This is a genomic window from Streptococcus oralis subsp. dentisani, assembly GCF_002096615.1.
Lineage (GTDB): Bacteria > Bacillota > Bacilli > Lactobacillales > Streptococcaceae > Streptococcus > Streptococcus oralis_U.
The window spans coordinates 363,221-387,704 of record NZ_NCUX01000032.1 but is presented as its reverse complement, the minus strand read 5'-3'; the positions used below and the strand labels follow the sequence as shown (position 1 = coordinate 387,704).

Annotated in this window: 23 protein-coding genes; 17 read left to right on the top strand and 6 right to left on the bottom strand. The window is 38.2% G+C overall.

Annotated elements, in window-relative coordinates; genetic code table 11:
* Window positions 1–13 precede the first annotated feature (13 nt).
* Together B7708_RS07015 and B7708_RS07010 are read right to left on the bottom strand one after the other, a co-directional pair.
* Window positions 14–2,557, bottom strand: a complete 2,544-nt coding sequence (locus B7708_RS07015) for a YfhO family protein (protein ID WP_084974729.1) — start codon at window positions 2,555–2,557, stop codon at window positions 14–16.
* 61 nt (window positions 2,558–2,618) lie between these two features.
* Window positions 2,619–4,241 (bottom strand): ATP-binding cassette domain-containing protein, encoded by a 1,623-nt coding sequence (locus B7708_RS07010; protein WP_084945635.1) that lies wholly within the window; start codon window positions 4,239–4,241, stop codon window positions 2,619–2,621.
* Window positions 4,242–4,436: 195 nt separating this feature from the next.
* Here B7708_RS07010 and trpS point away from each other — a divergent pair, with 195 nt between their 5' ends.
* Complete coding sequence (gene trpS / locus B7708_RS07005) at window positions 4,437–5,462, top strand: tryptophan--tRNA ligase (protein WP_061418758.1); 1,026 nt, start codon at window positions 4,437–4,439, stop codon at window positions 5,460–5,462.
* A 162-nt stretch (window positions 5,463–5,624) separates the two neighbouring features.
* Complete coding sequence (gene guaB / locus B7708_RS07000) at window positions 5,625–7,103, top strand: IMP dehydrogenase (RefSeq protein WP_000073418.1); 1,479 nt, start codon at window positions 5,625–5,627, stop codon at window positions 7,101–7,103.
* A 53-nt stretch (window positions 7,104–7,156) separates the two neighbouring features.
* Here guaB and recF read toward each other — a convergent pair whose 3' ends face one another.
* Both recF and yaaA read right to left on the bottom strand, forming a co-directional pair.
* Window positions 7,157–8,254 carry a DNA replication/repair protein RecF gene (recF, locus tag B7708_RS06995; protein WP_084974727.1) on the bottom strand — a complete coding sequence of 366 codons (1,098 nt, stop codon included), beginning with the start codon at window positions 8,252–8,254 and terminating at the stop codon, window positions 7,157–7,159.
* 2 nt (window positions 8,255–8,256) lie between these two features.
* Window positions 8,257–8,625 carry a S4 domain-containing protein YaaA gene (yaaA, locus tag B7708_RS06990; RefSeq protein ID WP_084974725.1) on the bottom strand — a complete coding sequence of 123 codons (369 nt, stop codon included), beginning with the start codon at window positions 8,623–8,625 and terminating at the stop codon, window positions 8,257–8,259.
* Window positions 8,626–8,785: 160 nt separating this feature from the next.
* Between yaaA and yfmF the strand changes: the two genes are divergently transcribed.
* The 12 genes from yfmF (at window position 8,786) to tsf (ending at window position 19,960) form a co-directional block, all read left to right on the top strand.
* The gene (gene yfmF, locus B7708_RS06985; RefSeq protein WP_084974723.1) at window positions 8,786–10,036 is read left to right on the top strand and encodes an EF-P 5-aminopentanol modification-associated protein YfmF; all 1,251 of its coding nucleotides are present in this window, start codon (window positions 8,786–8,788) and stop codon (window positions 10,034–10,036) included.
* On the top strand, window positions 10,033–11,316 hold the full coding sequence (yfmH, locus tag B7708_RS06980) for an EF-P 5-aminopentanol modification-associated protein YfmH (protein ID WP_084974721.1): 1,284 nt from the start codon (window positions 10,033–10,035) through the stop codon (window positions 11,314–11,316). Before yfmF ends, yfmH begins: the two co-directional genes overlap by 4 nt.
* Before the next feature lie 36 nt (window positions 11,317–11,352).
* Window positions 11,353–12,177 (top strand): cytoskeleton protein RodZ, encoded by an 825-nt coding sequence (rodZ, locus tag B7708_RS06975; RefSeq protein ID WP_084974719.1) that lies wholly within the window; start codon window positions 11,353–11,355, stop codon window positions 12,175–12,177.
* A gap of 10 nt (window positions 12,178–12,187) precedes the next feature.
* A complete protein-coding gene (gene pgsA / locus B7708_RS06970) occupies window positions 12,188–12,733 on the top strand; it encodes a CDP-diacylglycerol--glycerol-3-phosphate 3-phosphatidyltransferase (RefSeq protein ID WP_084974717.1) in 546 nt (181 codons plus the stop codon).
* Window positions 12,730–13,557 (top strand): energy-coupling factor ABC transporter ATP-binding protein, encoded by an 828-nt coding sequence (locus B7708_RS06965; RefSeq protein ID WP_084974715.1) that lies wholly within the window; start codon window positions 12,730–12,732, stop codon window positions 13,555–13,557. Before pgsA ends, B7708_RS06965 begins: the two co-directional genes overlap by 4 nt.
* Window positions 13,542–14,381, top strand: a complete 840-nt coding sequence (locus B7708_RS06960) for an energy-coupling factor transporter ATPase (RefSeq protein ID WP_084974713.1) — start codon at window positions 13,542–13,544, stop codon at window positions 14,379–14,381. The genes B7708_RS06965 and B7708_RS06960 overlap by 16 nt, the downstream gene beginning before the upstream one ends.
* Window positions 14,374–15,168: an energy-coupling factor transporter transmembrane component T family protein gene (locus tag B7708_RS06955; protein WP_000377875.1), complete on the top strand. Its 795-nt coding sequence runs from the start codon at window positions 14,374–14,376 to the stop codon at window positions 15,166–15,168. Before B7708_RS06960 ends, B7708_RS06955 begins: the two co-directional genes overlap by 8 nt.
* A 59-nt stretch (window positions 15,169–15,227) precedes the next feature.
* A complete protein-coding gene (mreC, locus tag B7708_RS06950; RefSeq protein WP_084974711.1) occupies window positions 15,228–16,043 on the top strand; it encodes a rod shape-determining protein MreC in 816 nt (271 codons plus the stop codon).
* A 2-nt stretch (window positions 16,044–16,045) separates the two neighbouring features.
* Window positions 16,046–16,540, top strand: coding sequence for a rod shape-determining protein MreD (gene mreD, locus B7708_RS06945; protein WP_084974709.1), 495 nt, complete (start codon window positions 16,046–16,048; stop codon window positions 16,538–16,540).
* Between the two features lie 93 nt (window positions 16,541–16,633).
* Entirely contained in the window at window positions 16,634–17,839 is a 1,206-nt protein-coding gene (gene pcsB / locus B7708_RS06940) for a peptidoglycan hydrolase PcsB (protein ID WP_084974707.1), read from the top strand.
* 222 nt (window positions 17,840–18,061) lie between these two features.
* Window positions 18,062–18,841 (top strand): 30S ribosomal protein S2, encoded by a 780-nt coding sequence (gene rpsB / locus B7708_RS06930; RefSeq protein ID WP_084974705.1) that lies wholly within the window; start codon window positions 18,062–18,064, stop codon window positions 18,839–18,841.
* A gap of 78 nt (window positions 18,842–18,919) precedes the next feature.
* Entirely contained in the window at window positions 18,920–19,960 is a 1,041-nt protein-coding gene (tsf, locus tag B7708_RS06925) for a translation elongation factor Ts (RefSeq protein ID WP_084974703.1), read from the top strand.
* Between the two features lie 114 nt (window positions 19,961–20,074).
* Here the strand turns inward: tsf and cysK are convergent, their stop codons facing one another.
* Window positions 20,075–21,001, bottom strand: coding sequence for a cysteine synthase A (gene cysK / locus B7708_RS06920; RefSeq protein ID WP_084974701.1), 927 nt, complete (start codon window positions 20,999–21,001; stop codon window positions 20,075–20,077).
* Between the two features lie 156 nt (window positions 21,002–21,157).
* Window positions 21,158–21,793, bottom strand: coding sequence for a YigZ family protein (locus tag B7708_RS06915; RefSeq protein ID WP_084974699.1), 636 nt, complete (start codon window positions 21,791–21,793; stop codon window positions 21,158–21,160).
* 56 nt (window positions 21,794–21,849) lie between these two features.
* On the opposite strand from B7708_RS06915, the gene B7708_RS06910 reads away from it, so the two are divergent.
* From B7708_RS06910 to hpf, 3 genes are all read left to right on the top strand, one after another.
* Window positions 21,850–23,148: an ATP-dependent helicase ComFA gene (locus B7708_RS06910; protein ID WP_084974697.1), complete on the top strand. Its 1,299-nt coding sequence runs from the start codon at window positions 21,850–21,852 to the stop codon at window positions 23,146–23,148.
* Window positions 23,145–23,807, top strand: a complete 663-nt coding sequence (locus B7708_RS06905; protein WP_084974695.1) for a ComF family protein — start codon at window positions 23,145–23,147, stop codon at window positions 23,805–23,807. Before B7708_RS06910 ends, B7708_RS06905 begins: the two co-directional genes overlap by 4 nt.
* A 79-nt stretch (window positions 23,808–23,886) precedes the next feature.
* Window positions 23,887–24,435, top strand: coding sequence for a ribosome hibernation-promoting factor, HPF/YfiA family (gene hpf, locus B7708_RS06900; RefSeq protein ID WP_084974693.1), 549 nt, complete (start codon window positions 23,887–23,889; stop codon window positions 24,433–24,435).
* Window positions 24,436–24,484 lie beyond the last annotated feature (49 nt).

Genomic DNA, 24,484 nt, shown 5'->3' with positions numbered 1-24,484 from the left:
TTGGTCAATCTTTTTATGTCTTAGATAAATTTCGTATGTGATTATAGATCCCAAAAAGAAGAAGGGCAGTTAGTGAGCAGGCTGCTCCAATAACAAAACCATTGGGGATAAAGGAAAGTGTAATGGTGCCTTTTCCCTTTGGAACATCAACTTTCATAAAACCAGTTTGAGCCTGCTTGATTTCAAGTTTTTTCCCATCTTGGTATGCAGACCAACCTTTGTCATAAGGAATAGTGAAGAAAATAGAGGTATCTTGTTTTACTTCATATGTAGCAAAGACTTTATTTTTAGAGGTGGATACTTCTACAGGTTGTTCTTTAATCTTTTGGATTGCCTCAGTAAGAGCCTGAGTATCTAAACGATAGAAGGTTGGAGATTCAAAGGACACCTGAGAATTTCCAGGGAAACTAACACTGATATTGAAAGTTTTTTGTTCTTCAGTATAACCCAAATTAAAGAAATTAAAGGCATTGTCAGTTGTAAAAGTCTTCTTTTCTCCATTGACAAGTATGTCAACTTTCTTTTGTTTATCATTCGTAAAATGAAGATTTGAAAAAGAGAGATAGACTTGGCTATTTTGAGGAACCTCAATTTGATAATCAATCTTTGCATCTTCATTCGCAGAACCTGTGATGCTCGTTAAACCATCTGAAGTGTCTGTTTTATCAGATGTTATTTGGGAGAAGTAATCTAAGTTGAGATTAGCAAGCTGGTTTATAAATAAAGCCTGATTATCTAGAGTGTGATTGTTAAAGTTTACATCTTTGTAAATAGATTGAGTGGCAAAGGCAATGGGTAAAGAGAGTTTATTTTTATATAAGGTTAAATGATCCTTTTGATAAATCTCTTGAAAGCCATACTTATCAAGTGAAGTTTCAGAAATATTGTACTGGATTCCAAATAAACTATCTGCTAAAAGACTATTATTTACATAACGGAGATTGAGGTTAGTTCCAGAGGATTTGAATCCCAGTTTGTCCAAACTAGTGCTAGCTGAACGATTTCGTACAGACGAAAATTGAGAGATTCCATTGTAGTTAAATTTCATACTGTCATTCCCAGTCTGAATTTGCAGTTTTTCAGTACGTGTAAATGGATTGTCAATTTGGTTTAGAATGGATTCCATAGCAGTGATATCTCTATTATAGGCGCTACGAGAAGCAAAGGCCCATTCTTTAGCTATTCCTTCCATTTGAGATGAAGCATTTAAGCTTATCTCAGCTGTTATAAATAAAGACAAAAGAATTGCAAATAGATTTACAGAGATAAATTTTCTAATGACTGCAAGAAGTAAAAGAGCATAAACTAGAAGAAATTCAAGAGTGAGTAGGATATTCAAATCAGTTAAAAAAGAATAGTGTGATTTAAAATAGACAGTAGCCAAAAATCCTGTTAGTATAAGAAAAAGTGAGACAAATAGATTCCATAGCTTCAGTTCTTTCAAGCGATTTAGTACTTCTGCTGCGGTATAAATTAACAGAGTGGAAAAAATCCAAGCATAGCGATGCAAAAACATATTTGGGGTATGCATCCCTTGCAAAAACAAATCAAGTGCTTCTATGTAAAAACTTGTTATTAAAAAAGTAAAGAAAATTGCGTAGGTAAGTTTCACGTGAAACCTTATGGCTTTTATTGTGAAAAATAGAATGGTTAAAATAAAAGGAAGCAATCCAACAAAAATCATTGGTATAGATCCATACTTAGTTGTATCAAAAGATCCAATGAATTGTTTTGCGAAAATATCTAGATACCAGCTACTGTCTGTCTTTAATTTTGTGATGGCAGTCAACTTCTCACCATGAGTTTGTAAATCAAACAGTGTAGGAAGAGTCATAATCAAACTAGCCATTCCTGCTAAAAAGGAGGTGATAATAAAATCTAGAAAAGATGATTTTCGAGTTTTAAAGTCCCAAGAAATTTGGCAGAAATACCAAAAAATAAGGAACAATGCTGTCATATATCCAAAATAATAATTTTGAATAAATAAGATTGACAAGCTTGTAAAGTATAGTAGGCGCTTCTTTTGTGTTATAAGTAGGTGTAAACCGGTTATAATTAAAGGAATCAAGATAAAAACATCTAACCAGGTTTTTATCTCTAACTGACTGACAGTGAAGCTCATTAAAGCATAGGAAGTAGATAAGGCCAGTTTTAAAAATTTTGGGGTATCTTTAAATAATCTATTCAAACTAAAGAAGGTTGACAGACCAATCAATCCAAATTTTAATAGAGTGGTCAGATAGACAGCATCTGGCATATTCGACAGATTAAAAAAGTAAACCAGAGGTGAGAGAAAACTACCCAAGTAATAACTAGATAGAGCATAGAAATTCAGTCCGAGGCCACTTGTAAAGGTGTAAAACAAACTACCATTTCCATGTAAAATATTTCGTAAAGCCACATCAAAAATAACGTATTGATGGAAACCATCTCCTAATAGTGGAGATGTATCGCTATTCCAGTAGATACCTTGAGTTAGGTATACTCCGGTCATAATTACTAAAGGAATGATGAAAGAAACAAAATAGGTCCAATATGTTTTAAAAAATGATTTCATGTTACCTCATAGAATGATAGAAAACTCAGTTGGTTACCCCAACTGAGTTTTGAAGTCTTATTTAGTCTTTCCAAAGTTCTTTAACTTTTGCTTGTACTTCTGCATTTTCTAGGAATTCATCATAGGTTTCATCGATACGATCAATGACGCCATTTTTAGACAAAACAATGATATGGTTTGCCAAAGTTTGGATAAACTCGTGGTCATGACTGGCAAAGATGATTGATTCTTTAAAGTTTTTCAATCCATCGTTCAAGCTTGAGATAGATTCCAAGTCCAAGTGGTTTGTTGGATCATCAAGTACAAGGACATTTGATTTCAAGAGCATGAGTTTTGAAAGCATGACACGTACTTTTTCTCCCCCTGACAAGACGTTTACAGGTTTGTTAACCTCATCTCCAGAAAAGAGCATACGACCAAGGAAACCACGTAGGAAGGTATTGTCATCTTCTTCTTTACTTGCAAATTGACGCAACCAATCAAGGATTGACTCTCCACCTGCAAAATCAGCTGAGTTGTCTTTTGGTAAGTAAGAACGGCTAGTAGTAACTCCCCACTTGACAGTTCCTTCATAATCAATGTCACCCATAATTGCACGAATTAATGCAGTTGTTTGGATGTCATTTTGTCCAATAAGAGCTGTCTTATCACCTGGACGCAAGATGAAACTAATATTGTCTAGGATAGTTTCGCCATCAATCTTTACAGTTAGATTTTCTACTGTCAAGAGATCATTACCAATCTCACGTTCTGCTTTAAAGTTGATAAATGGATATTTACGACTAGATGGCACAATCTCTTCTAATTCAATCTTGTCAAGCATTTTTTTACGAGACGTTGCCTGTCTTGACTTAGAAGCGTTGGCAGAGAAGCGAGCAACGAATTCTTGCAATTGCTTAATTTTTTCTTCTGCCTTAGCATTACGGTCTGCTAGCAATTTAGCAGCAAGCTCAGAAGATTCCTTCCAGAAGTCGTAGTTTCCGACATAGAGTTTGATTTTTCCAAAGTCAAGGTCGGCCATATGAGTACATACCTTGTTTAAGAAGTGGCGGTCATGGGATACAACGATAACGGTGTTATCAAAGTCAATCAAGAAGTCTTCTAACCAAGTAATAGACTGGATATCAAGACCGTTGGTCGGCTCGTCCAAAAGAAGAACATCAGGTTTACCAAATAAGGCTTTAGCAAGGAGAACCTTCACTTTTTCACCATTGGCCAATTCGCTCATGTTTTGGTAGTGCAATTCTTCTGGAATATTTAGGTTTTGAAGTAGTTGAGATGCTTCGCTCTCTGCCTCCCAGCCTCCAAGTTCGGCAAATTCACCTTCAAGTTCAGCTGCACGAACACCATCTTCATCGGAAAAATCTTCCTTCATGTAAATAGCATCTTTTTCTTTCATGATGCTATATAGTTTTTCATTTCCCATGATAACGACATCAATGACACGTTCATCTTCATAGTCAAAATGATTTTGACGGAGAACAGAGAGGCGTTCATCTGGACCAAGAGAGATGTGACCAGTTGTTGGCTCAATATCACCAGCTAAGATTTTTAAGAATGTAGACTTCCCAGCACCATTAGCACCAATTAATCCGTATGTATTTCCTTCTGTAAATTTGATATTGACATCATCAAAAAGTTTGCGATCACTAAAACGTAGTGAAACATCAGATACTGTAAGCAATGTTTTTCTCCTATAATATGTAATACATTTATTCTACTAGAAAAGAGAGAAATATTCAAATTTTTGTTTGTCAATTTTATGTCAACTAAATTTACAGTTGTATTTACAGCGAATCGGCTATTTGATTTAAATAATTTTCTGTTATTTTAACAAAAAAATGCTATAATTGAATAGACCATTTCGAAGGAGAAAAAAATGACGAAACCCATTATTTTAACAGGAGATCGCCCAACAGGAAAACTGCATATTGGACATTATGTTGGGAGTCTTAAAAATAGAGTATTGCTGCAGGAAGAAGACAAGTATGACATGTTTGTTTTTTTGGCGGACCAACAAGCCTTGACAGATCACGCCAAAGATCCTCAAACGATTGTAGAATCGATTGGGAATGTTGCCTTGGATTATTTAGCAGTTGGATTGGATCCAAGTAAATCAACTATCTTTATTCAAAGTCAAATTCCAGAGTTGGCTGAATTATCTATGTACTATATGAATTTGGTTTCACTAGCTCGTTTGGAACGGAATCCGACAGTAAAAACAGAGATTGCTCAGAAAGGATTTGGAGAAAGTATTCCGACAGGATTTTTGGTTTATCCAATTGCGCAAGCAGCTGATATCACAGCCTTTAAGGCTAATTATGTTCCTGTAGGAACAGACCAAAAACCAATGATTGAACAGACTCGTGAAATTGTTCGTTCTTTTAACAACGCATATAACTGTGATGTTTTGGTGGAACCAGAAGGTATTTATCCAGAAAATGAGAGAGCAGGACGTTTGCCTGGTCTCGATGGAAATGCTAAAATGTCTAAATCCCTTAATAATGGTATTTATCTAGCCGATGATGCTGATACGTTGCGTAAAAAAGTCATGAGTATGTATACTGATCCGGACCATATTCGGGTTGAGGATCCAGGTAAGATTGAAGGAAATATGGTTTTCCATTATCTAGATGTGTTTGGTCGTCCTGAAGATGCTCAAGACATTGCAGAGATGAAAGAACACTATCAACGTGGTGGTCTTGGCGATGTGAAGACGAAGCGTTATCTACTTGAAATACTCGAACGTGAACTTGGCCCTATTCGTGAGCGCCGTATCGAATTTGCTAAGGATATGGGTGAAGTGTACAATATGCTTCAAAAAGGTAGTGAAAAAGCTCGTGAGGTTGCAGGGCAAACTCTATCTGAAGTTAAGGGAGCAATGGGACTAAATTATTTTAAATAATAGATAAAATATGAATCGTAAAACTATCTCTTCCATAGAATCACAGGGATAGTTTTTTTATGATTTCTACCATAAATATAATTGACAAATTTTCATAGAATGGTATGATAGATACAATACAAAAAGAGTCAAGCTCAAAAAGAAAGAAAAGAGGAAACTTCAATGTCTAATTGGGATACTAAATTTTTAAAAAAAGGTTTTACCTTTGATGATGTATTGCTCATTCCAGCAGAAAGTCATGTGTTGCCTAATGATGCAGATTTAACAACAAAATTGGCAGATAATCTGACTTTAAATATCCCAATTATAACAGCCGCGATGGATACAGTCACAGAAAGTCAAATGGCCATTGCTATTGCTCGTGCAGGTGGTCTTGGAGTAATCCATAAAAATATGTCTATTGCGCAACAGGCAGATGAAGTTCGCAAGGTAAAACGTTCTGAAAATGGTGTTATTATTGATCCATTCTTCTTGACTCCAGAACACACTATTGCTGAAGCGGACGAACTGATGGGACGCTACCGTATCAGTGGTGTTCCAGTTGTGGAAACACTTGAAAATCGTAAATTGGTTGGTATTCTAACAAATCGAGATCTTCGCTTTATTTCAGATTACAATCAGCCAATCTCAAACCATATGACTAGTGAAAATCTTGTTACTGCCCCTGTTGGTACAGATCTTGCAACAGCTGAGAGTATTCTTCAAGAACACCGTATTGAAAAACTTCCTTTAGTTGATGAAGAAGGTCGTCTTTCTGGCTTGATTACTATTAAAGATATTGAAAAAGTGATTGAATTTCCAAATGCAGCAAAAGATGAGTTTGGTCGTCTCTTAGTTGCTGGTGCGGTAGGTGTCACTTCAGATACATTTGAACGTGCCGAAGCCCTTTTTGAAGCAGGAGCTGACGCAATTGTTATTGATACTGCTCATGGTCACTCTGCAGGTGTCTTGCGTAAAATTGCTGAGATTCGTGCTCACTTCCCAGATCGTACTTTGATTGCTGGAAATATTGCAACAGCTGAGGGTGCACGTGCACTTTATGAAGCGGGTGTAGACGTTGTTAAGGTTGGTATTGGACCAGGTTCTATCTGTACAACTCGTGTGATTGCAGGTGTCGGTGTACCACAAGTAACAGCAATCTACGATGCAGCTGCAGTTGCGCGTGAATATGGAAAAACAATCATTGCAGATGGTGGAATCAAGTACTCTGGAGATATTGTAAAAGCCCTTGCTGCAGGTGGAAATGCAGTGATGCTTGGATCAATGTTTGCTGGAACAGATGAAGCGCCAGGTGAAACAGAAATCTTCCAAGGACGTAAGTTTAAGACTTACCGTGGTATGGGGTCAATCGCTGCAATGAAAAAAGGTTCGAGTGACCGTTACTTCCAAGGTTCTGTCAATGAAGCGAACAAACTTGTTCCAGAAGGAATTGAAGGTCGTGTTGCCTATAAAGGCGCAGCAGCTGATATCGTCTTCCAAATGATTGGTGGTATTCGCTCTGGTATGGGTTACTGTGGTGCAGCTAACCTTAAAGAATTGCATGACAACGCTCAATTTATTGAAATGTCTGGTGCAGGTTTGAAAGAAAGCCATCCTCATGATGTACAAATCACTAATGAAGCACCAAACTACTCTATGTAAGAAGTAAAAAAAGAACTCCTGAAAATCAGGAGTTCTTTTTGTTTACAAAAGTGTCAAGTTTGATTTACAGATATTTTGCCATTTTGGATATTGAAGATACTAAGATTTTCTGGCAAATTTTGCAAGTGGTCTAAACTTGTTGTTGTGATAAAGGTTTGGATAGATTGTGAAATCGTTTCTAATAATTTTAGTTGTCTAGTGTTGTCAAGTTCGCTCATAACATCGTCAAGTAGTAATATTGGAGATTCTTTAGTAATACTTTCCATTAACTCTATTTCTGCTAATTTTATAGAGAGTACAAGACTACGATGTTGACCCTGACTTCCAAAACTAGCGTCCATACCATTGATATAGAAAGAAATGTCATCTCGATGAGGGCCAACACCAGTATTCTTTTTAAATAAGTCTCTTGATCTACTTTTTTCTAAAGCCATTTTAAAAGAATCCATTAACAGTTCTTCATCAGTAAAGTTGACAGATGATTGATAAGATATTGACAGTTCTTCTAATTGATTTGAAATTTCTAAGTGTTTTTTTTGACCAAATTTTTCTAAATCTTTAACGAATTTTATCCGATGCTTTATGACGCGACAACCGTATTCTACCAACTGATCATCTAAGACTGACAGAAATGTTTCGTCAATCTTTTGACTGGATTTTAGGTAAGTATTTCTTTGCTTGAGTATATGGTTGTAGTTTGACAGGTCTGACAAGTAGATTGGTTTAATTTGTCCAAGTTCGATATCTATAAACTTTCGGCGAATGGAAGGTGCTCCTTTAATTATCTGGAGATCTTCAGGTGCGAAGAGAACAACATTCATATGTCCGATGTAGTCTGATAAGCGAGCTTGTTTTAAGTGATTGACTTTAGTCACACGCCCTTTTGGTGTTAAATCAATTTCTAGAGGGATAGAACCTGTTTTTTTCTGTAGTAAGCCAGAAAGATGGAGTTGTTCTTCATCAAAATGAATAAGATTTCTATCTGTCCGAGTACGATGGCTGCGTGTTAAGGCCAAGAAATAGATTGCTTCTAGCATATTGGTCTTTCCTTGCGCATTTTGGCCTAAAAAGACGTTTAATTTTGGATTAAAATCAATTTTTGCCTCTTTGTAGTTTCGAAAGTTTTTTATTATTAAATGTTGGAGCCACATGATTATCTTCCTGGAAAACGTGGAGCTTGTTTGGCTTTAGGTGATGAAGTAGTTTTTTGTTTTTCTTTCTTGACACCTTTATTCATCTCTTTGACAAGTTTAGCAATCCGCTCTTTTTCAATCTTATCTGCTTGGTATTCTTCTTGCTCTTTTAAACTTGGTTTTGTCAAGGTGATGTCAATCTTTAAATCAGGAATGTCAATCGCATCTCCAACACGGATTTTTTTCCCACGTCTACTTTCTAATTCACCATTAAAGTAAACTTGATGCTCCATTAAAAAGGATTTAATAGCACCACCGCTTTGTATAATTCCAATCTCTTTTAGGAGGGCTTGGAGCGTAATAAATTCTTCAAATAATTTGTATTCCATAATTCACCTCAATCTTTGGTATTATACCATATTTTCCCTGAAATAGCTGAAGGAAAGTCAGTCGAAATGAAAACGATTTTACTTTTGAAAGCTATAAAGAGAACAAGAAAAATTTTGATTTTCGTGGTATAATAGAACTCTATATGTAAGGAGGTAAGGTATGGAGTTGGTGTCTGGAATTTCAGCAAATTTTATTCAATCCAAAAAGTTTAAAACAAATAAAATCACTATTCGTTTTACTGCTCCCTTATCTCTTGAGACAATAGCGGGACGCATGTTAAGTGCAAGTATGTTGGAAACTGCCAATAAAGCTCACCCAACATCTCAAGCTTTTCGCAGATACTTGGCAAGTTTATATGGAACAGATATTTCTACGAGTGCTTATCGTAGGGGACAGGTACATATTCTTGACCTAACATTTACCTATGTGAGGGATGATTTTTTAAGTAAAAAGAATGTCTTGACTTCTCAAATATTTGAATTGGTGAAACAGACTTTATTTTCCCCCTTAGCTCAAGATGGTGCTTTTGAGCCAGCCTTATTTGAAATTGAAAGAAAACAGTTATTGGCTAGTTTGGCTACTGATATGGATGATTCATTTTATTTTGCTCATAAGGAGTTGGATAGCTTGTTCTTCCGTGATGAGCGTCTTCAATTGAGATACAGTGATTTACGAAATCGCATTTCAAATGAGTCTCCGGAAAGTAGCTACACTTGCTTTCAAGATGCTCTGAACAAAGATCGAATTGATTTCTTTTTCTTGGGTGATTTTAATGAAGTAGAAGTGAAGGAGTGGTTGAGGTCATTCTCCTTTACTGGGCGTCAAATCGATGTCAAGCCTCAGTACAAACAACCATATTCAAATGTCCTTCGGGAAGGAATGGTTCGTAAGAATGTGGGCCAATCCGTTTTGGAATTGGCTTACCATTGTTCTACGAGCTATGGAGACAAGCATCATTTGGCCATGGTAGTAATGAATGGTCTGTTAGGTGGTTTTGCTCACTCTAAGCTTTTTACAAATGTTCGGGAAAATGCTGGTCTAGCCTACACTATCTCCAGTCAATTGGATTTATTTAGTGGTCAATTGAGGATGTATGCTGGCATTGATCGGGAAAAGCGCAATCAAGCCAGAAAATTGATGAATCATCAATTACTTGAACTAAAGAAAGGTAATTTTACAGATTTGGAGATTGAACAGACTAAGGAGATGATTCGCAGAACCTTATTGCTTTCGCAAGATAGTCAGAGCTCACTAATCGAGCGAGTTTACTTGAATAGTTTGTTAGGGAAATCTACATCAGATTTTGACAATTGGATTGAAAAATTAAATCAAGTTGATAAAGAAGCTATCTGCAAAGCAGCAAATAGTGTTCGGTTACAAGCGATATACTTTATGGAAGGAATAGAATGACACCAGTTACCTTTGAAGAAAAATACTATCCTGCTGTAAAGGAGACGGTTTATCAGACTCGTCTATCAAATGGATTGACAGTGTCTCTCCTTCCTAAGAAACAATTTAATGAAGTTTACGGAGTTGTAACAGTTCGATTTGGATCAGTAGACACAAGCTTTACACTATCTGAAAAAGGTTTACAGTGTTATCCAGCTGGAATTGCACATTTTCTTGAACATAAACTATTTGAGAGAGAAAATGCTGAAGATATTATGGAGTCTTTTACACACTTGGGAGCTGATAGCAATGCTTTTACGAGTTTTACAAAGACGAGCTATTTGTTTTCAACAATAGATCATTTATCAGAAAATTTGGATTTGCTTGAGGAGTTGGTAACAGTTGCTCATTTTACAGAAGAGTCAGTTGAGAGAGAGAGGGAAATTATCCAACAGGAACGTGAGATGTACCAAGATGATCCAGATTCGCGCCTGTTTTTTGCAACATTAGCAAATCTTTATCCCAATACTCCTCTGGCGGCAGATATTGTTGGAAGTGAAAAATCAATTAACAATATCCAGCTAAATGACTTAAAAGATAACTTTACAGCCTTTTACAAACCTGTCAATATGTCTTGGTTTTTAGTTGGGAATTTTGAGGTAGATGCGATTGGAAAGTATTTTTCACAAAAGAAATATAGAAATTTTGAAGAAATGGTAGTAAACAAGGAGAAACTTGCTTTACAGCCTGTCAAAGAAACAGACAGTCTCCGGATGGAGGTCTCTTCACCAAAACTTGCTGTTGGAATTAGGGGAACAGGTGAGGTGGCAGAAGCAGATTGCTACCGTTATAGTGTTTTGTTGAAATTGTTGTTTACGATGCTGTTTGGTTGGACTTCTGACCGTTTTCAAAGGTTATATGAGACAGGGAAGTTGGATGCCTCGCTGTCCTTAGAGGTAGAAGTGAATAGCCGCTTTCATTTTGTGATGTTGACGATGGAAACGAAAGAACCTGTTTCTTTGTCGCATCAATTTCGAAAGGCTATTCGCAACTTTACGAAAGATTCAGATCTTACAGAGGAACATCTGGATCTTGTTAAGAGTGAGATGTTTGGGGAATTTTTCAGTAGTATGAACTCCTTGGAGTTTATTGCAACACAGTATGAACCAGTCGACAGAGGAGAAACTATTTTGGATTTACCAAAAATTTTACAAGAAATTACTTTAGACGATGTTCTTGAAGCAGGTCATCGTTTGATAGATGATGGTGATCTAGTTGATTTTACAATCTTTCCAGCTTAAAAGATTAAGTAACCCTAGAAAGAAGGAATGCTAAGTATGAGAAAAAAAACAATTGGTGAGGTGCTGCGTTTAGCTAGAATAAACCAGGGATTGAGTATAGAAGAACTGCAGGCAAAAACGGATATTCAGATGAATTTATTAGAGGCTATGGAGGCTGATGATTTTGATCAACTTCCTAGTCCATTTTATGCTCGTTCTTTTTTGAGAAAATATGCCTGGGCGGTTGAATTGGACGAGCGAATCATTTTGGATGCCTATGATTCGGGAAGCATGATTACCTACGAAGAGGTAGATGTTGATGAAGAAGACTTGTCTGGTCGTAGACGATCAAATAAGAAAAAAACGTCTTATCTCCCCTTGTTTTATTTCGTTCTATTTGCTTTGTCGATTTTAATTTTTGTGACTTATTATGTTTGGAATTATATCCAGACTCAACCAACGCGTCCTTCTTCGCCTAATTATAGTATTGTGAGCTCAACTAGTTCAACAACTTCAACTAGTTCATCTTCTAGTAGTCAGACGTCTAGCTCGTCTTCTACTACGGAATCAACTATTACAGTGTCAGGCGAAGGAAACCGCATTGAAGCTCGCTATAAAACGAGTAAGGAAACAGCTACGGTTCAGCTGACAGTTTCAGATGCAACTAGCTGGGTTAGTGTTTCAGGGAGTGAGCTGGAAGGTGGTGTGACACTATCCGCAGACAATAAAAATGCAAAAACAACAGTTTCGACGAAAGAACCTGTGACTATTACTTTGGGTGTAGTGAAGGGAGTTACTTTAACTGTGGACAATCAAACGATCGACACCTCGAAGCTGACAACTCAGACTGGAACTGTAACACTTACATTCACTACAGATTAAGGAAAAACCAATGAAGAAAGAACAAATTCCTAATGTATTAACTATTGGTAGAATTCTCTTTATACCTCTCTTTATTTTTATTTTGACTTTGGACCATTCACAAGGCAGTCATTTGCTGGCAGCGATCATCTTTGCAGTTGCTAGTATAACGGATTATCTCGATGGCTATCTTGCTCGTAAATGGAATGTAGTCAGCAACTTTGGAAAGTTTGCAGATCCGATGGCGGATAAGTTGCTGGTTATGTCAGCTTTTATCATGTTGATTGAGTTAGGTATGGCTCCAGCTTGGGTTGTTGCTATTATCATCTGTCGTGAACTTGCGGTGACCGGCCTACGGCTGTTGCTCGTTGAGACGGGAGGAACGGTTCTAGCAGCAGCGATGCCAGGGAAAATCAAGACCTTTAGTCAGATGTTTGCCATTATCTTTTTGCTCTTACATTGGAATTTAATTGGTCAACTGTTGCTTTATATAGCTTTGTTTTTCACTATCTACTCTGGTTATGATTATTTCAAGGGTAGCGCTTATGTATTCAAAGGGACATTTGGTTCGAAATGAAATCGATTATTGAAGTAAAAAATCTGTCTTTTCGTTACAAAGAAGACCAGGAACACTATGACGTTAATAATGTCTCGTTTCACGTGAAACGGGGAGAATGGCTTTCGATTGTAGGTCATAATGGGAGTGGGAAATCGACAACTATCCGTTTGATTGATGGCTTGCTTGAAGCAGAGTCTGGGGAAATCTGGATAGATGGGCAACTGCTGTCCTCTGAGAACGTTTGGGACTTGCGTCGTCAAATTGGTATGGTTTTTCAAAATCCAGATAATCAATTTGTAGGTGCAACTGTTGAAGATGATGTTGCCTTCGGTCTAGAAAATCAGGGACTTCCTCGTGAAGAAATGAAGAAAAGAGTGGCTGAATCTTTGGAGTTGGTAGGGATGCTGGACTTTAAGAAGAGAGAACCAGCTCGTTTGTCTGGTGGACAAAAACAACGTGTGGCTATTGCAGGAGTTGTTGCCTTGAGACCAGCTATTTTAATTCTAGATGAGGCTACAAGTATGTTGGACCCCGAGGGACGAAGAGAACTGATTCAGACAGTTCAAGAGATTCGAAAAGACCACCAGATGACAGTCGTCTCCATTACACATGACTTAGAAGAAGTTGCGATGAGTGAACGTGTCTTGGTCATGAAAAAAGGTCAAGTGGAGTCAACCAGCAGCCCAAGAGAACTTTTTTCTCGGGATGACCTTGACCAGATAGGGCTAGATGAGCCTTTTACTAATCAATTGAGAGAATCTTTGAGAGAGGCTGGCTATCAGTTGCCGGATGGCTATTTGACAGAAGGAGAGCTAGAGGACAAGCTATGGGAATTACTCTAGAAAATGTGAGCTTTACTTATCAAGAGGGGACTCCCCTATCTTCATCAGCCTTGACTGATGTTTCTTTGATGATTGAGGATGGTTCCTACACAGCTTTAGTAGGGCACACAGGTAGTGGGAAATCAACGATTTTACAGCTTTTAAATGGCCTATTGGTACCAAGTAAGGGTTCTGTTCGAGTTTTTGATACCGTCATTACCCCTACATCAACCAATAAAGAAATTCGTCAGATTCGAAAGCAAGTTGGTCTAGTGTTTCAATTTGCTGAAAACCAAATTTTTGAAGAGACTGTTTTGAAAGATGTGGCTTTTGGGCCGCAAAATTTTGGAGTTTCTGAGGAAGAGGCCAAGAAAATTGCGCGTGAAAAGTTAGCCTTGGTAGGCATCGATGAGTCACTCTTTGAGCGCAGTCCTTTTGAACTTTCGGGTGGCCAGATGAGACGTGTGGCTATAGCGGGTATGCTAGCCATGGAGCCAACTGTCTTGGTTTTGGATGAGCCGACAGCAGGGCTAGATCCTCTGGGCAGAAAAGAATTGATGACCCTGTTTAAAAAACTTCACCTTTCTGGAATGACAATTGTTCTTGTAACGCATTTGATGGATGATGTAGCTGAGTATGCTGATCAGGTTTACGTTATGGAAAAGGGGAGCTTAGTCAAAAGTGGTAAACCGAGCGAAGTTTTCCAAGATGTAGCCTTTATGGAAAATGTGCAGTTAGGTGTGCCTAAAATCACAGCCTTTTGCAAACGTTTGGCAGATAGAGGTATAGCTTTTAAAAAACTGCCAATCAAGATAGAGGAGTTTAAGGAGTCGCTAAATGGATAGTATGATTTTAGGACGTTATATACCAGGGGATTCCATCATTCATCGCTTGGATCCACGTAGTAAATTGCTTGCCATGATCCTGCTGATTTTGATTGTATTTTGGGCCAATAATCCCCTCGCTAATCTCATTCTGTTTGTAGCGACAGGTATATTTATCGCTTTGTCGGGCGTCTCCCTCTCATTTTTCATTCAGGGATTAAAATCCATGTTCTTCCTGATTGCTTTTACAACTCTTTTTCAGCTCTTTTTCATTTCAAGTGGAAATGTCCTATTTGAGTTTTCTTTTATAAGAATAACGGATTATGCGTTGCAACAAGCTGGAATCATTTTCTGTCGTTTTGTGTTGATTATTTTCTTTTCAACTTTGCTAACCTTAACGACCATGCCTTTGAGTCTGGCAGCTGCAGTTGAAGCTCTTTTAGCACCGCTGAAACGCGTGAAAGTTCCCGTTCATGAAATTGGTCTCATGTTATCAATGAGTTTGCGTTTTGTTCCAACCTTGATGGATGACACAACGAGGATTATGAATGCTCAAAAAGCCCGTGGAGTTGACTTTGGCGAAGGTAGCATCGTTCAAAAAGTAAAGGCTATGATTCCGATTTTAATTCCTCTTTTTGCTACGAGCTTAAAGCGTGCAGATTCATTGGCAATAGCCATGGAAGCGCGTGGTTATCAGGGAGGAAAGGGGAGAAGCCAGTATAGACAGTTGAGATGGAGTCAAAAGGATACACTAGCAATTCTTGTGATTTTGGTGCTGGGATGTCTCTTATTTTTCTTAAAATCTTAGTGGATTTGTAAGATTGATAAAAAATCACAGTAGTAGATCTTTAGTAAAAAGGTAGGAATATGAACCGTTTTAAAAAATCAAAATATCTAATCATCGTTTTTGTCACAGTTCTGGCAGTTTCTGTTCTATTAGTTACAACCTATTCAAGTGCTATTGTGACAAAACTAGGAGATGGAATTTCCTTAGTAGATAGAATTGTTCAAAAACCCTTTCAGTGGTTTGATACTTTCAAATCAGATTTGGGACATTTGACGCAGACCTACAATGAAAACGAGAGTCTAAAAAAACAACTCTATCAATTAGAGGTGGAGTCTAATCAATCAGAACGTTTAAAAACAGAAAATGAACAACTACGTCAGTTGCTAGAGATGAAATCAAAATTACAAGCTACAAAAACCCTAGCAGCAGATGTGATTATGCGTGCTCCAGTATCTTGGAAGCAAGAGTTAACAATTGATGTAGGAAGTGCAAAAGGAGCTTCTGAAAATATGTTAGTCATTGCAAACGGTGGCTTGGTTGGTAGTGTTTCAAAGGTGGAAGATCATTCAACAACTGTCAATCTTTTAACCAACGCTGAAAACACGGATAAGATTTCTGTTAAAATCCAACATGGTTCTACTGAAATTTACGGAATTATCGTTGGTTATGACAAGGAATCTGAACTGCTTAAAATTAGTCAATTGAATAGTAATAGTGACATCAGTGCTGGAGACAAGGTGACTACAGGTGGGCTAGGAAACTTTAATGTCAAAGATATTCCTGTTGGAGAGATTGTTGGTACAACGCACAGCAGTGACTATCTAACACGAGAGGTAACTGTAAAGTTAAGTGCTGATATCAAAGATCTTCATGTGGTAGAGTTAGTGGGGAATTAGCAATGAGATTGTTAAAACAAATTGGTATTTTCTTTTTACTCCCTTTTGTTGTGCTAATTGATGCACATATTGGACAATTGGTGGGATCCTTTTTCCCCCACTTTCATTTAGCCAGTCATTTTCTATTTTTGTTTCTCTTATTTGAAACAATCGAAGTGTCAGAGTATCTCTATCTAGCCTATTGTTTTATAGTGGGCTTGATTTATGATATTTATTTTTTCCACTTGATTGGAATTGCTACGCTTTTGTTTATCTTGATAGGTGCTTCGCTCCACAAGTTTAACAGCGTGATTTTGACAAATCGTTGGACAAGGATGTTGACCATTATTGTGATCAGTTTTCTGTTTGATATGGGGAGCTATCTTTTGGCTCTTGCCGTAGGACTGACTGTAGATTCCATGCCGGTATTCATCGTCTACAGCCTTGTCCCATCAATGATTCTGAACTTCTTATGGATTGTCATTTTTCAATTTATTTTTGAAAAAATTTATCTATAAGAAAGAAATATAAATGTAACAAAGGCGTAATATTTATTATGTCTTTTTTTGGTATACTAGTAATGTCTCAAATAGAAGGAGTATCGACAGAATATGAAGAAAAAAATCTTAGCGTCACTTTTGTTAAGTACAGTATTGGTCTCACAAACGGCAGTATTGACAACTGTTCGTGCAGAAACAACTGATGAAAAAATTGCTGCTCAAGATAATAAAATTAGCAGTTTAACAGCGCAACAACAAGAAGCTCAAAAGCAAGTGGATCAAATCCAAGGTCAAGTTTCAACAATTCAAGCAGAGCAAGCAAGCTTGCAATCCGAAAACGAAAAATTACAAGCTGAATCTAAAAAACTTGAAGGAGAAATTACAGAGCTTTCTAAAAATATCGTGGCTCGTAATGCTTCTTTAGAAAAACAAGCACGTAGTGCACAGACAAATGGAGCTGCGACTAGCTACATTAATACAATTGTAAACTCAAAATCAATCACAGAAGCCATTTCGCGTGTTGCTGCAATGAGCGAGATTGTATCGGCTAACAACAAAATGTTGGAGCAACAAAAGGCTGATAAAAAAGCAATTTCTGATAAACAAGTAGCCAATAATGAAGCAATTAATACAGTTATTGCGAACCAACAAAAACTGGCTGATGATGCGCAGGCATTGACAACTAAGCAAGCTGAGTTGAAGGTTGCAGAGTTGAATCTTGCTGCTGAGAAAGCTACTGCAGAAGGTGAAAAAGCTAGTTTGCTAGAGAAGAAAGCAGCAGCAGAGGCAGAAGCACGTGCGGCTGCAGAAGCAGAAGCAGCTTACAGAGCACGTCAAACAAGCCAACAGCAATCAGTTGTTGCTTCTGGAAACACAAGTTTCTCAGCTCAAGTACAGGCAACATCAACAACTGACGAGGAAGATTCAAGCTACACTCCGGCACCTGCGCCAGCGCCTGCTAGACAACGTCCAACATACAGCTCAAATGCTTCAAGTTATCCAACTGGTGAATGTACTTGGGGAGCTAAAACATTGGCACCTTGGGCTGGAGATTACTGGGGCAACGGAGCTCAGTGGGCAACAAGTGCAGCCGCAGCAGGATTCCGCACAGGTTCAACTCCACAAGTTGGTGCGATTGCATGTTGGAATGATGGTGGTTATGGACACGTAGCGGTTGTTACAGCAGTTTCATCATCAACTCGTATTCAAGTATCAGAATCAAACTACGGTGGAGATCGTACAATCGGAAACAAACGTGGATGGTTCAACCCAACTACAACTTCTGAAGGTTACGTAACATATATCTATCCAAACTAATGTATAAAACGAAGAGACTCAATCGAGTCTCTTTTAATGTTTTTATCCGAAAGTCCTACTAAAATTCTACTAAATAGCTTGAAAATACTGTTGAAATATGATAAAATAAAACCTGTCGTGTAAACGATAATACTCATTCTTGATGAATTGTGAAACTGTTGCCCTTGGGTCGTTTTGCAAGTTGAAATCGAGAAGAGGAAAAAACAAAAAGGAGAAATACTCATGGCAGTAATTTCAATGAAACAACTTCTTGAGGCTGGTGTACACTTTGGTCACCAAACTCGTCGCTGGAACCCTAAGATGGCTAAGTACATCTTCACTGAGCGTAACGGAATCCACGTTATCGACTTGCAACAAACTGTAAAATACGCTGACCAAGCATACGACTTTATGCGTGACGCAGCAGCTAACGATGCAGTTGTATTGTTTGTTGGTACTAAGAAACAAGCTGCTGACGCTGTTAAGGAAGAAGCAGAACGTTCAGGTCAATACTTCATCAACCACCGTTGGTTGGGTGGAACTCTTACTAACTGGGGAACTATCCAAAAACGTATTGCTCGTTTGAAAGAAATCAAACGTATGGAAGAAGAAGGAATTTTCGACGTTCTTCCTAAGAAAGAAGTTGCACTTCTTAACAAACAACGTGCACGTCTTGAAAAATTCTTGGGTGGTATCGAAGACATGCCTCGTATCCCAGATGTAATGTACGTAGTTGACCCGCATAAAGAGCAAATCGCTGTTAAAGAAGCTAAAAAATTGGGTATCCCAGTTGTAGCGATGGTTGACACAAACACTGATCCAGACGATATTGATGTAATCATCCCAGCTAACGATGACGCTATCCGCGCGGTTAAATTGATCACAGCTAAATTGGCTGACGCTATCATCGAAGGACGTCAAGGTGAAGATGCAGCAGCAGTTGAAGCAGAATTTGTAGCTTCAGAAGCTCAAGCAGATTCAATCGAAGAAATCGTTGAAGTTGTAGAAGGCGATAACGCTTAATTCATATAAATAGTAATTACCTAGGAGGGCGGGGCGTAGCCCGGCTCTCCTATTTTTAAAAAATATAGGAGAATCAAAATGGCAGAAATTACAGCTAAACTTGTAAAAGAGTTGCGTGAAAAATCTGGTGCCGGTGTTATGGACGCTAAAAAAGCGCTTGTAGAAACAGACGGCGATATCGAAAAAGCGATTGAATTGCTTCGTGAAAAAGGTATGGCGAAAGCAGCTAAGAAAGCTGACCGCGTTGCTGCAGAAGGTTTGACTGGTGTTTATGTTAACGGTAACGTTGCAGCAGTAATTGAAGTAAACGCTGAAACTGACTTCGTTGCGAAAAACGCTCAATTCGTTGACTTGGTAAATGCTACAGCTAAAGTAATTGCTGAAGGAAAACCAGCTAACAACGAAGAAGCACTTGCTTTGACAATGCCTTCAGGTGAAACTCTTGAAGCAGCTTATGTATCTGCAACAGCAACTATCGGAGAAAAAATCTCATTCCGTCGTTTTGCTTTGATCGAAAAAACAGATGCACAACACTTTGGAGCTTACCAACACAATGGTGGTCGTATCGGTGTTATCTCAGTTATCGAAGGTGGAGACGAAGCTCTTGCTAAACAATTGTCAATGCACATCGCAGCGATGAAACCAACAGTTCTTTCATACAAAGAATTGGACGCTCAATTCGTTAAAGATGAGTTGGCACAATTGAACCACGTAATCGACCAAGACAACGAAAGTCGTGCAATGGTTAACAAACCAGCTCTTCCACACTTGAAGTATGGATCAAAAGCACAATTGACTGACGAAGTGATTGCCCAAGCTGAAGCTGACATCAAAGCTGAGTTGGCTGCAGAAGGCAAACCTGAAAAAATCTGGGACAAAATCATCCCAGGTAAAATGGATCGCTTCATGCTTGACAACACCAAAGTTGACCAAGCATACACACTTCTTGCCCAAGTCTACATCATGGACGATAGCAAGACAGTTGAAGCTTACCTTGAATCAGTAAATGCTTCAGTAGTTGAGTTCGCTCGCTTTGAAGTTGGTGAAGGTATCGAGAAAGCTGCAAATGACTTCGAAGCAGAAGTTGCAGCTACAATGGCAGCAGCCTTGAATAACTAATGATAAAAGAGGAAGCAATTTGCTTCCTTTTTCTTTTGCTGTAGGGAACTTAGATTTTTCTTTAAATTGAACAAAGAAAAAGCCCTATAATAAGGGCTAAGTGCATTTAGGAGACTACACTTCAAATTCATAGAGTGCTGTAGACAGATAACGTTCGCCGTTATCTGGTGCTAAAGCAAGGACTTTCTTACCTGTGCCTAATTTTTGGGCAACTTCAATTGCCCCGTAAATCGCTGCGGCTGAAGAAATCCCAACAAGGAACCCTTCTTTTCCGCCGATTTCACGGCCAAGCGCAAGGGCATTATCTGATGTTACACGGACGATACCATCATAGGCCTTTGTATCAAGTGTATCAGGAATAAATCCAGCTGAGATACCTTGAATTTTGTGAGGTCCTGGTTTTTCACCAGACAAGATAGCTGACTCGTCTGCCTCAACTGCATAAACTTGAATGTCTGGATTTGCTGCTTTAAGAGCATGAGAAACACCTGAAATCGTTCCACCGGTACCAACACCACCTACAAAGGCATCTAGTCCATCAGAACCGAAAGCAGCTAGAATTTCAGCTCCTGTTGTTCTTTCGTGTACTTCAGGATTAGCTGGATTGTTAAATTGGAGCGGAAGAAAGCCATCGCGTTCAGCTGCGATCTCCTGAGCCTTGGCAATCGCGCCTTTCATTCCTTCGCTACCAGGAGTAAGGACGAGTTCAGCACCATAGGCTTGGATAATCTTACGTCGTTCCACACTCATCGTTTCAGGCATGACGATAACAACTTTATATCCTTTAGCAGCACCTACCCAAGAAAGTCCGATACCTGTATTTCCACTCGTTGCTTCAACAATAGTAGCACCGGGCTTTAGAATGCCATCCTGCTCAGCCTTTTCAATCATGCTAAGGGCAATGCGGTCTTTTACTGACGATCCAGGGTTAAAAGCTTCAAGTTTTACATAAACATCTGCAGCACCCTCTGGAACGATATTGTTGAGTTTAACAATTGGTGTTTGTCCGATTAGTTCAGTGATATTGTTATAAATAGTCATAGATATACCTCTTTGTATAAGATGATACTAGTATATCGTGCTCTAGGCTATTTGTAAAATATAGAAATCCTATCGAAGTGATAGGATTTTTTTATATCAAGCATCCAAGCTGTGAATCTGCGAATAGATTTAGTAGGTACGAACTATATTTTTTGTTTACACTAAGTTTACAGGGACCTCAACCTCACGTAAACCTTGATCTGTTAAAGTAATTTTTCCATTAAAAAACTCCACAAGAGCAGCCTTGATATTTTCTTTCTCTTCCTTATCAACATAAATCATTGTATCAACTTGATCTGTAAAGTTTGTATCCAGCTCCATGAGATTATGTTCTTTAAGGAAGTTACTGTACTCTTGGTATTGAGCGTAGGACATCTGAATGGCTATACCAGCTTGCTCTTTGATTTCAATAATGCCAATTTCTTTGACAGCCAAGGCCACACTACCTGCATAAGCGCGAATCAAACCGCCAGCACCTAGCTTAATTCCCCCAAAGTAGCGAGTAACCACTACGCAGACATTAGTAAGATTATGATTTTCTAAGACACCGAGCATAGGGACTCCAGCAGTACCACTAGGCTCACCATCATCACTCGTACGCTTGATTTCACTTCGTTCCCCTACAATAAAAGCTGAGCAGTTATGGGTAGCTTTGTAGTGTTCTTTTTTGATGGCCGTGATGAAATCACGAGCCTCTGCTTCACTATAGACACGCTTTGCATGACAGATAAAGCGGGATTTTTTGATTTCTTCTTGGACTTGCCCGTCCTCTTTAATTGTTCTAAATTCCATGATTTAATTGTACTAAAAAAACACCTAAAGCGCTAGATTTTTACGAATAAAGAAGTATGAAAGTAAATCCAAATTATCTCGGTCGCTTGTTTACTGAGAAAGAATTAACTAAAGAAGAACGTCAGATGGCCGTGAAACTGCCAGCAATGAGAAAAGAGAAGGGAAAACTTTTCTGTCAACGTTGTAATAGTAGCATTCTAGAAGAATGGTATTTGCCTGTTGGTGCTTACTACTGCAGGGAGTGCTTGCTGATGAAGCGAGTCAGGAGTGATCAAGCTTTATACTATTTTCCACAGGAGGATTTTCCGAAACAAGATGTTCTCAAATGGCGTGGCCAGTTAACCCCTTTTCAGGAGAAGGTATCGGAGGGATTGATTCGAGCAGTCGAAAAGAAAGAACCGACCTTAGTTCATGCTGTCACGGGAGCTGGAAAGACAGAGATGATTTATCAAGTTGTAGCCAAAGTGATTGACGATGGTGGTTCGGTGTGTTTGGCTAGTCCTCGAATCGATGTATGTTTGGAATTGTATAAGCGACTGCAGAATGACTTTGCTTGTGAGATAGCACTACTTCATGGTGAATCAGAGCCCTATTTTCGAACTTCCCTAGTTATTGCAACGACGCATCAGTTATTAAAATTTTATCATGCCTTTGATTTGTTGATAGTGGATGAGGTAGATGCCTTTCCTTATGTTGACAATTCTATGCTTTACTATGCTGTAAAGAATGGTGTAAAGGAGGATGGGTTAAGGATATTCCTTACAGCAACTTCTACAGATGAGTTAGATAAGAAGGTTCGCACTGGAGAATTAAAACGATTGAGCTTGCCAAGACGATTTCATGGAAATCCATTGATTATTCCAAAGCCAGTTTGGTTATCGGATTTTAATCGTTACTTAGATAAGAGTCAGTTGTCACCCAAATTAAAGACCTCTATTGAGAGGCAGAGAAGAACAGGTTATCCCTTGTTAATCTTTGCATCAGAAATTAAAAAAGGCGAGAAACTAAAAGAAATCTTGCAGGAACAGTTTCCAAAAGAAAATATCGGCTTTGTGTCTTCTGTGACAGAAGACCGATTAGAGCAGGTGCAAGCTTTTCGAGATGGAAAGCTAACAATACTGATCAGTACGACAATCTTGGAACGTGGAGTTACCTTCCCTTGTGTGGATGTTTTCGTAGTAGAAGCTAATCATCGTCTCTTTACCAAGTCTAGCTTGATTCAGATTGGTGGGCGAGTTGGGCGTAGTATGGACAGACCAACTGGTGAGTTGCTCTTCTTTCATGATGGATTAAATACTTCCATCAAAAAGGCAATCAAGGAAATCAAGCAGATGAACAAGGAGGCGGGATTATGAATTGTTTATTATGTGGCCAGACAACAAAGAGTGGCCTGACATTTAGTCATCTCCTTCTTTTGAAGAATGAGCGCAACTATCTTTGTTCAGCTTGTGATTCTACTTTGGAGAAGATAGGTGAGGATCATTGTCCGAGCTGCATGAAAAGAGGGTTGTCAACAACGTGTAAAGATTGTAAACTTTGGTGTAAAGAAAGAATTCAGGTTGATCATAAGGCAATCTTTACCTATAATCAAGCTATGAAAGACTTTTTCAGTAGATATAAGTTTGATGGAGATTTTTTGCTTAGAAAAGTTTTTGCTTCCGTTCTTGCTGAGGAGTTGAAAAAGTATAGAGGTTATCAATTTGTGTTGATTCCCCTAAGTCCTGAAAGATTACTTGAGAGGGGATTTAATCAGGTTGAAGGTTTGGTTGAGGCAGCCGGATTTTCTTTTCAAGACTTACTAGGGAAAAGAGAAGAGAAGGCTAGTTCTTCTAAGAATCGCTCAGAACGATTAGCTACGGAAATTCCCTTTTATATTAAAACGGGAGCCCCTCTTCCTAAGAAGATTTTGGTTATTGATGACATCTATACGACAGGGGCGACTATCAATCGTGTGAAGCGACTTTTTGAAGAGGCAGGTGTTTTGGAAGTCAAAACTTTTTCTCTTGTAAGATAAGGAAAAAATTTGCAAAATGAAAATGAAAGCGTTATAATATGGTTAGAAAAATAAAAATGTTTAGAAAGAAGGTACTTATATGATTAAATATAGTATCCGTGGTGAAAACCTAGAAGTAACAGAAGCAATTCGCAATTATGTAGTTTCTAAACTCGAAAAGATCGAAAAATATTTTCAACCTGAACAAGAGTTGGATGCACGTGTCAACTTGAAAGTTTACCGTGAAAAAACAGCAAAAGTTGAAGTAACAATTCCACTTGGATCAATTACCCTTCGTGCAGAAGATATTTCTCAAGATATGTATGGTTCTATCGATCTTGTAACAGATAAAATTGAACGCCAGATTCGAAAAAATAAAACAAAAATCGAACGCAAGAATAAAAATAAGGTTGCAACAAGCCAACTCTTTACAGATGCTCTAGTTGAAGATGCAAATGTTGTGCAGCCAAAAGTGGTTCGTTCAAAACAAATTGATTTAAAACCAATGGATTTGGAAGAAGCTCTTCTTCAAATGGACTTGTTGGGACATGATTTCTTTATCTATGTAGATGTAGAAGATCAAACAACAAATGTTTTGTATCGCCGCGAAGATGGTGAAGTTGGTTTACTAGAAGTTAAGGGATCATAAAATCTTGACAACTATGTAAAAGTGGTTTACACAATTGTAAACCACTTTT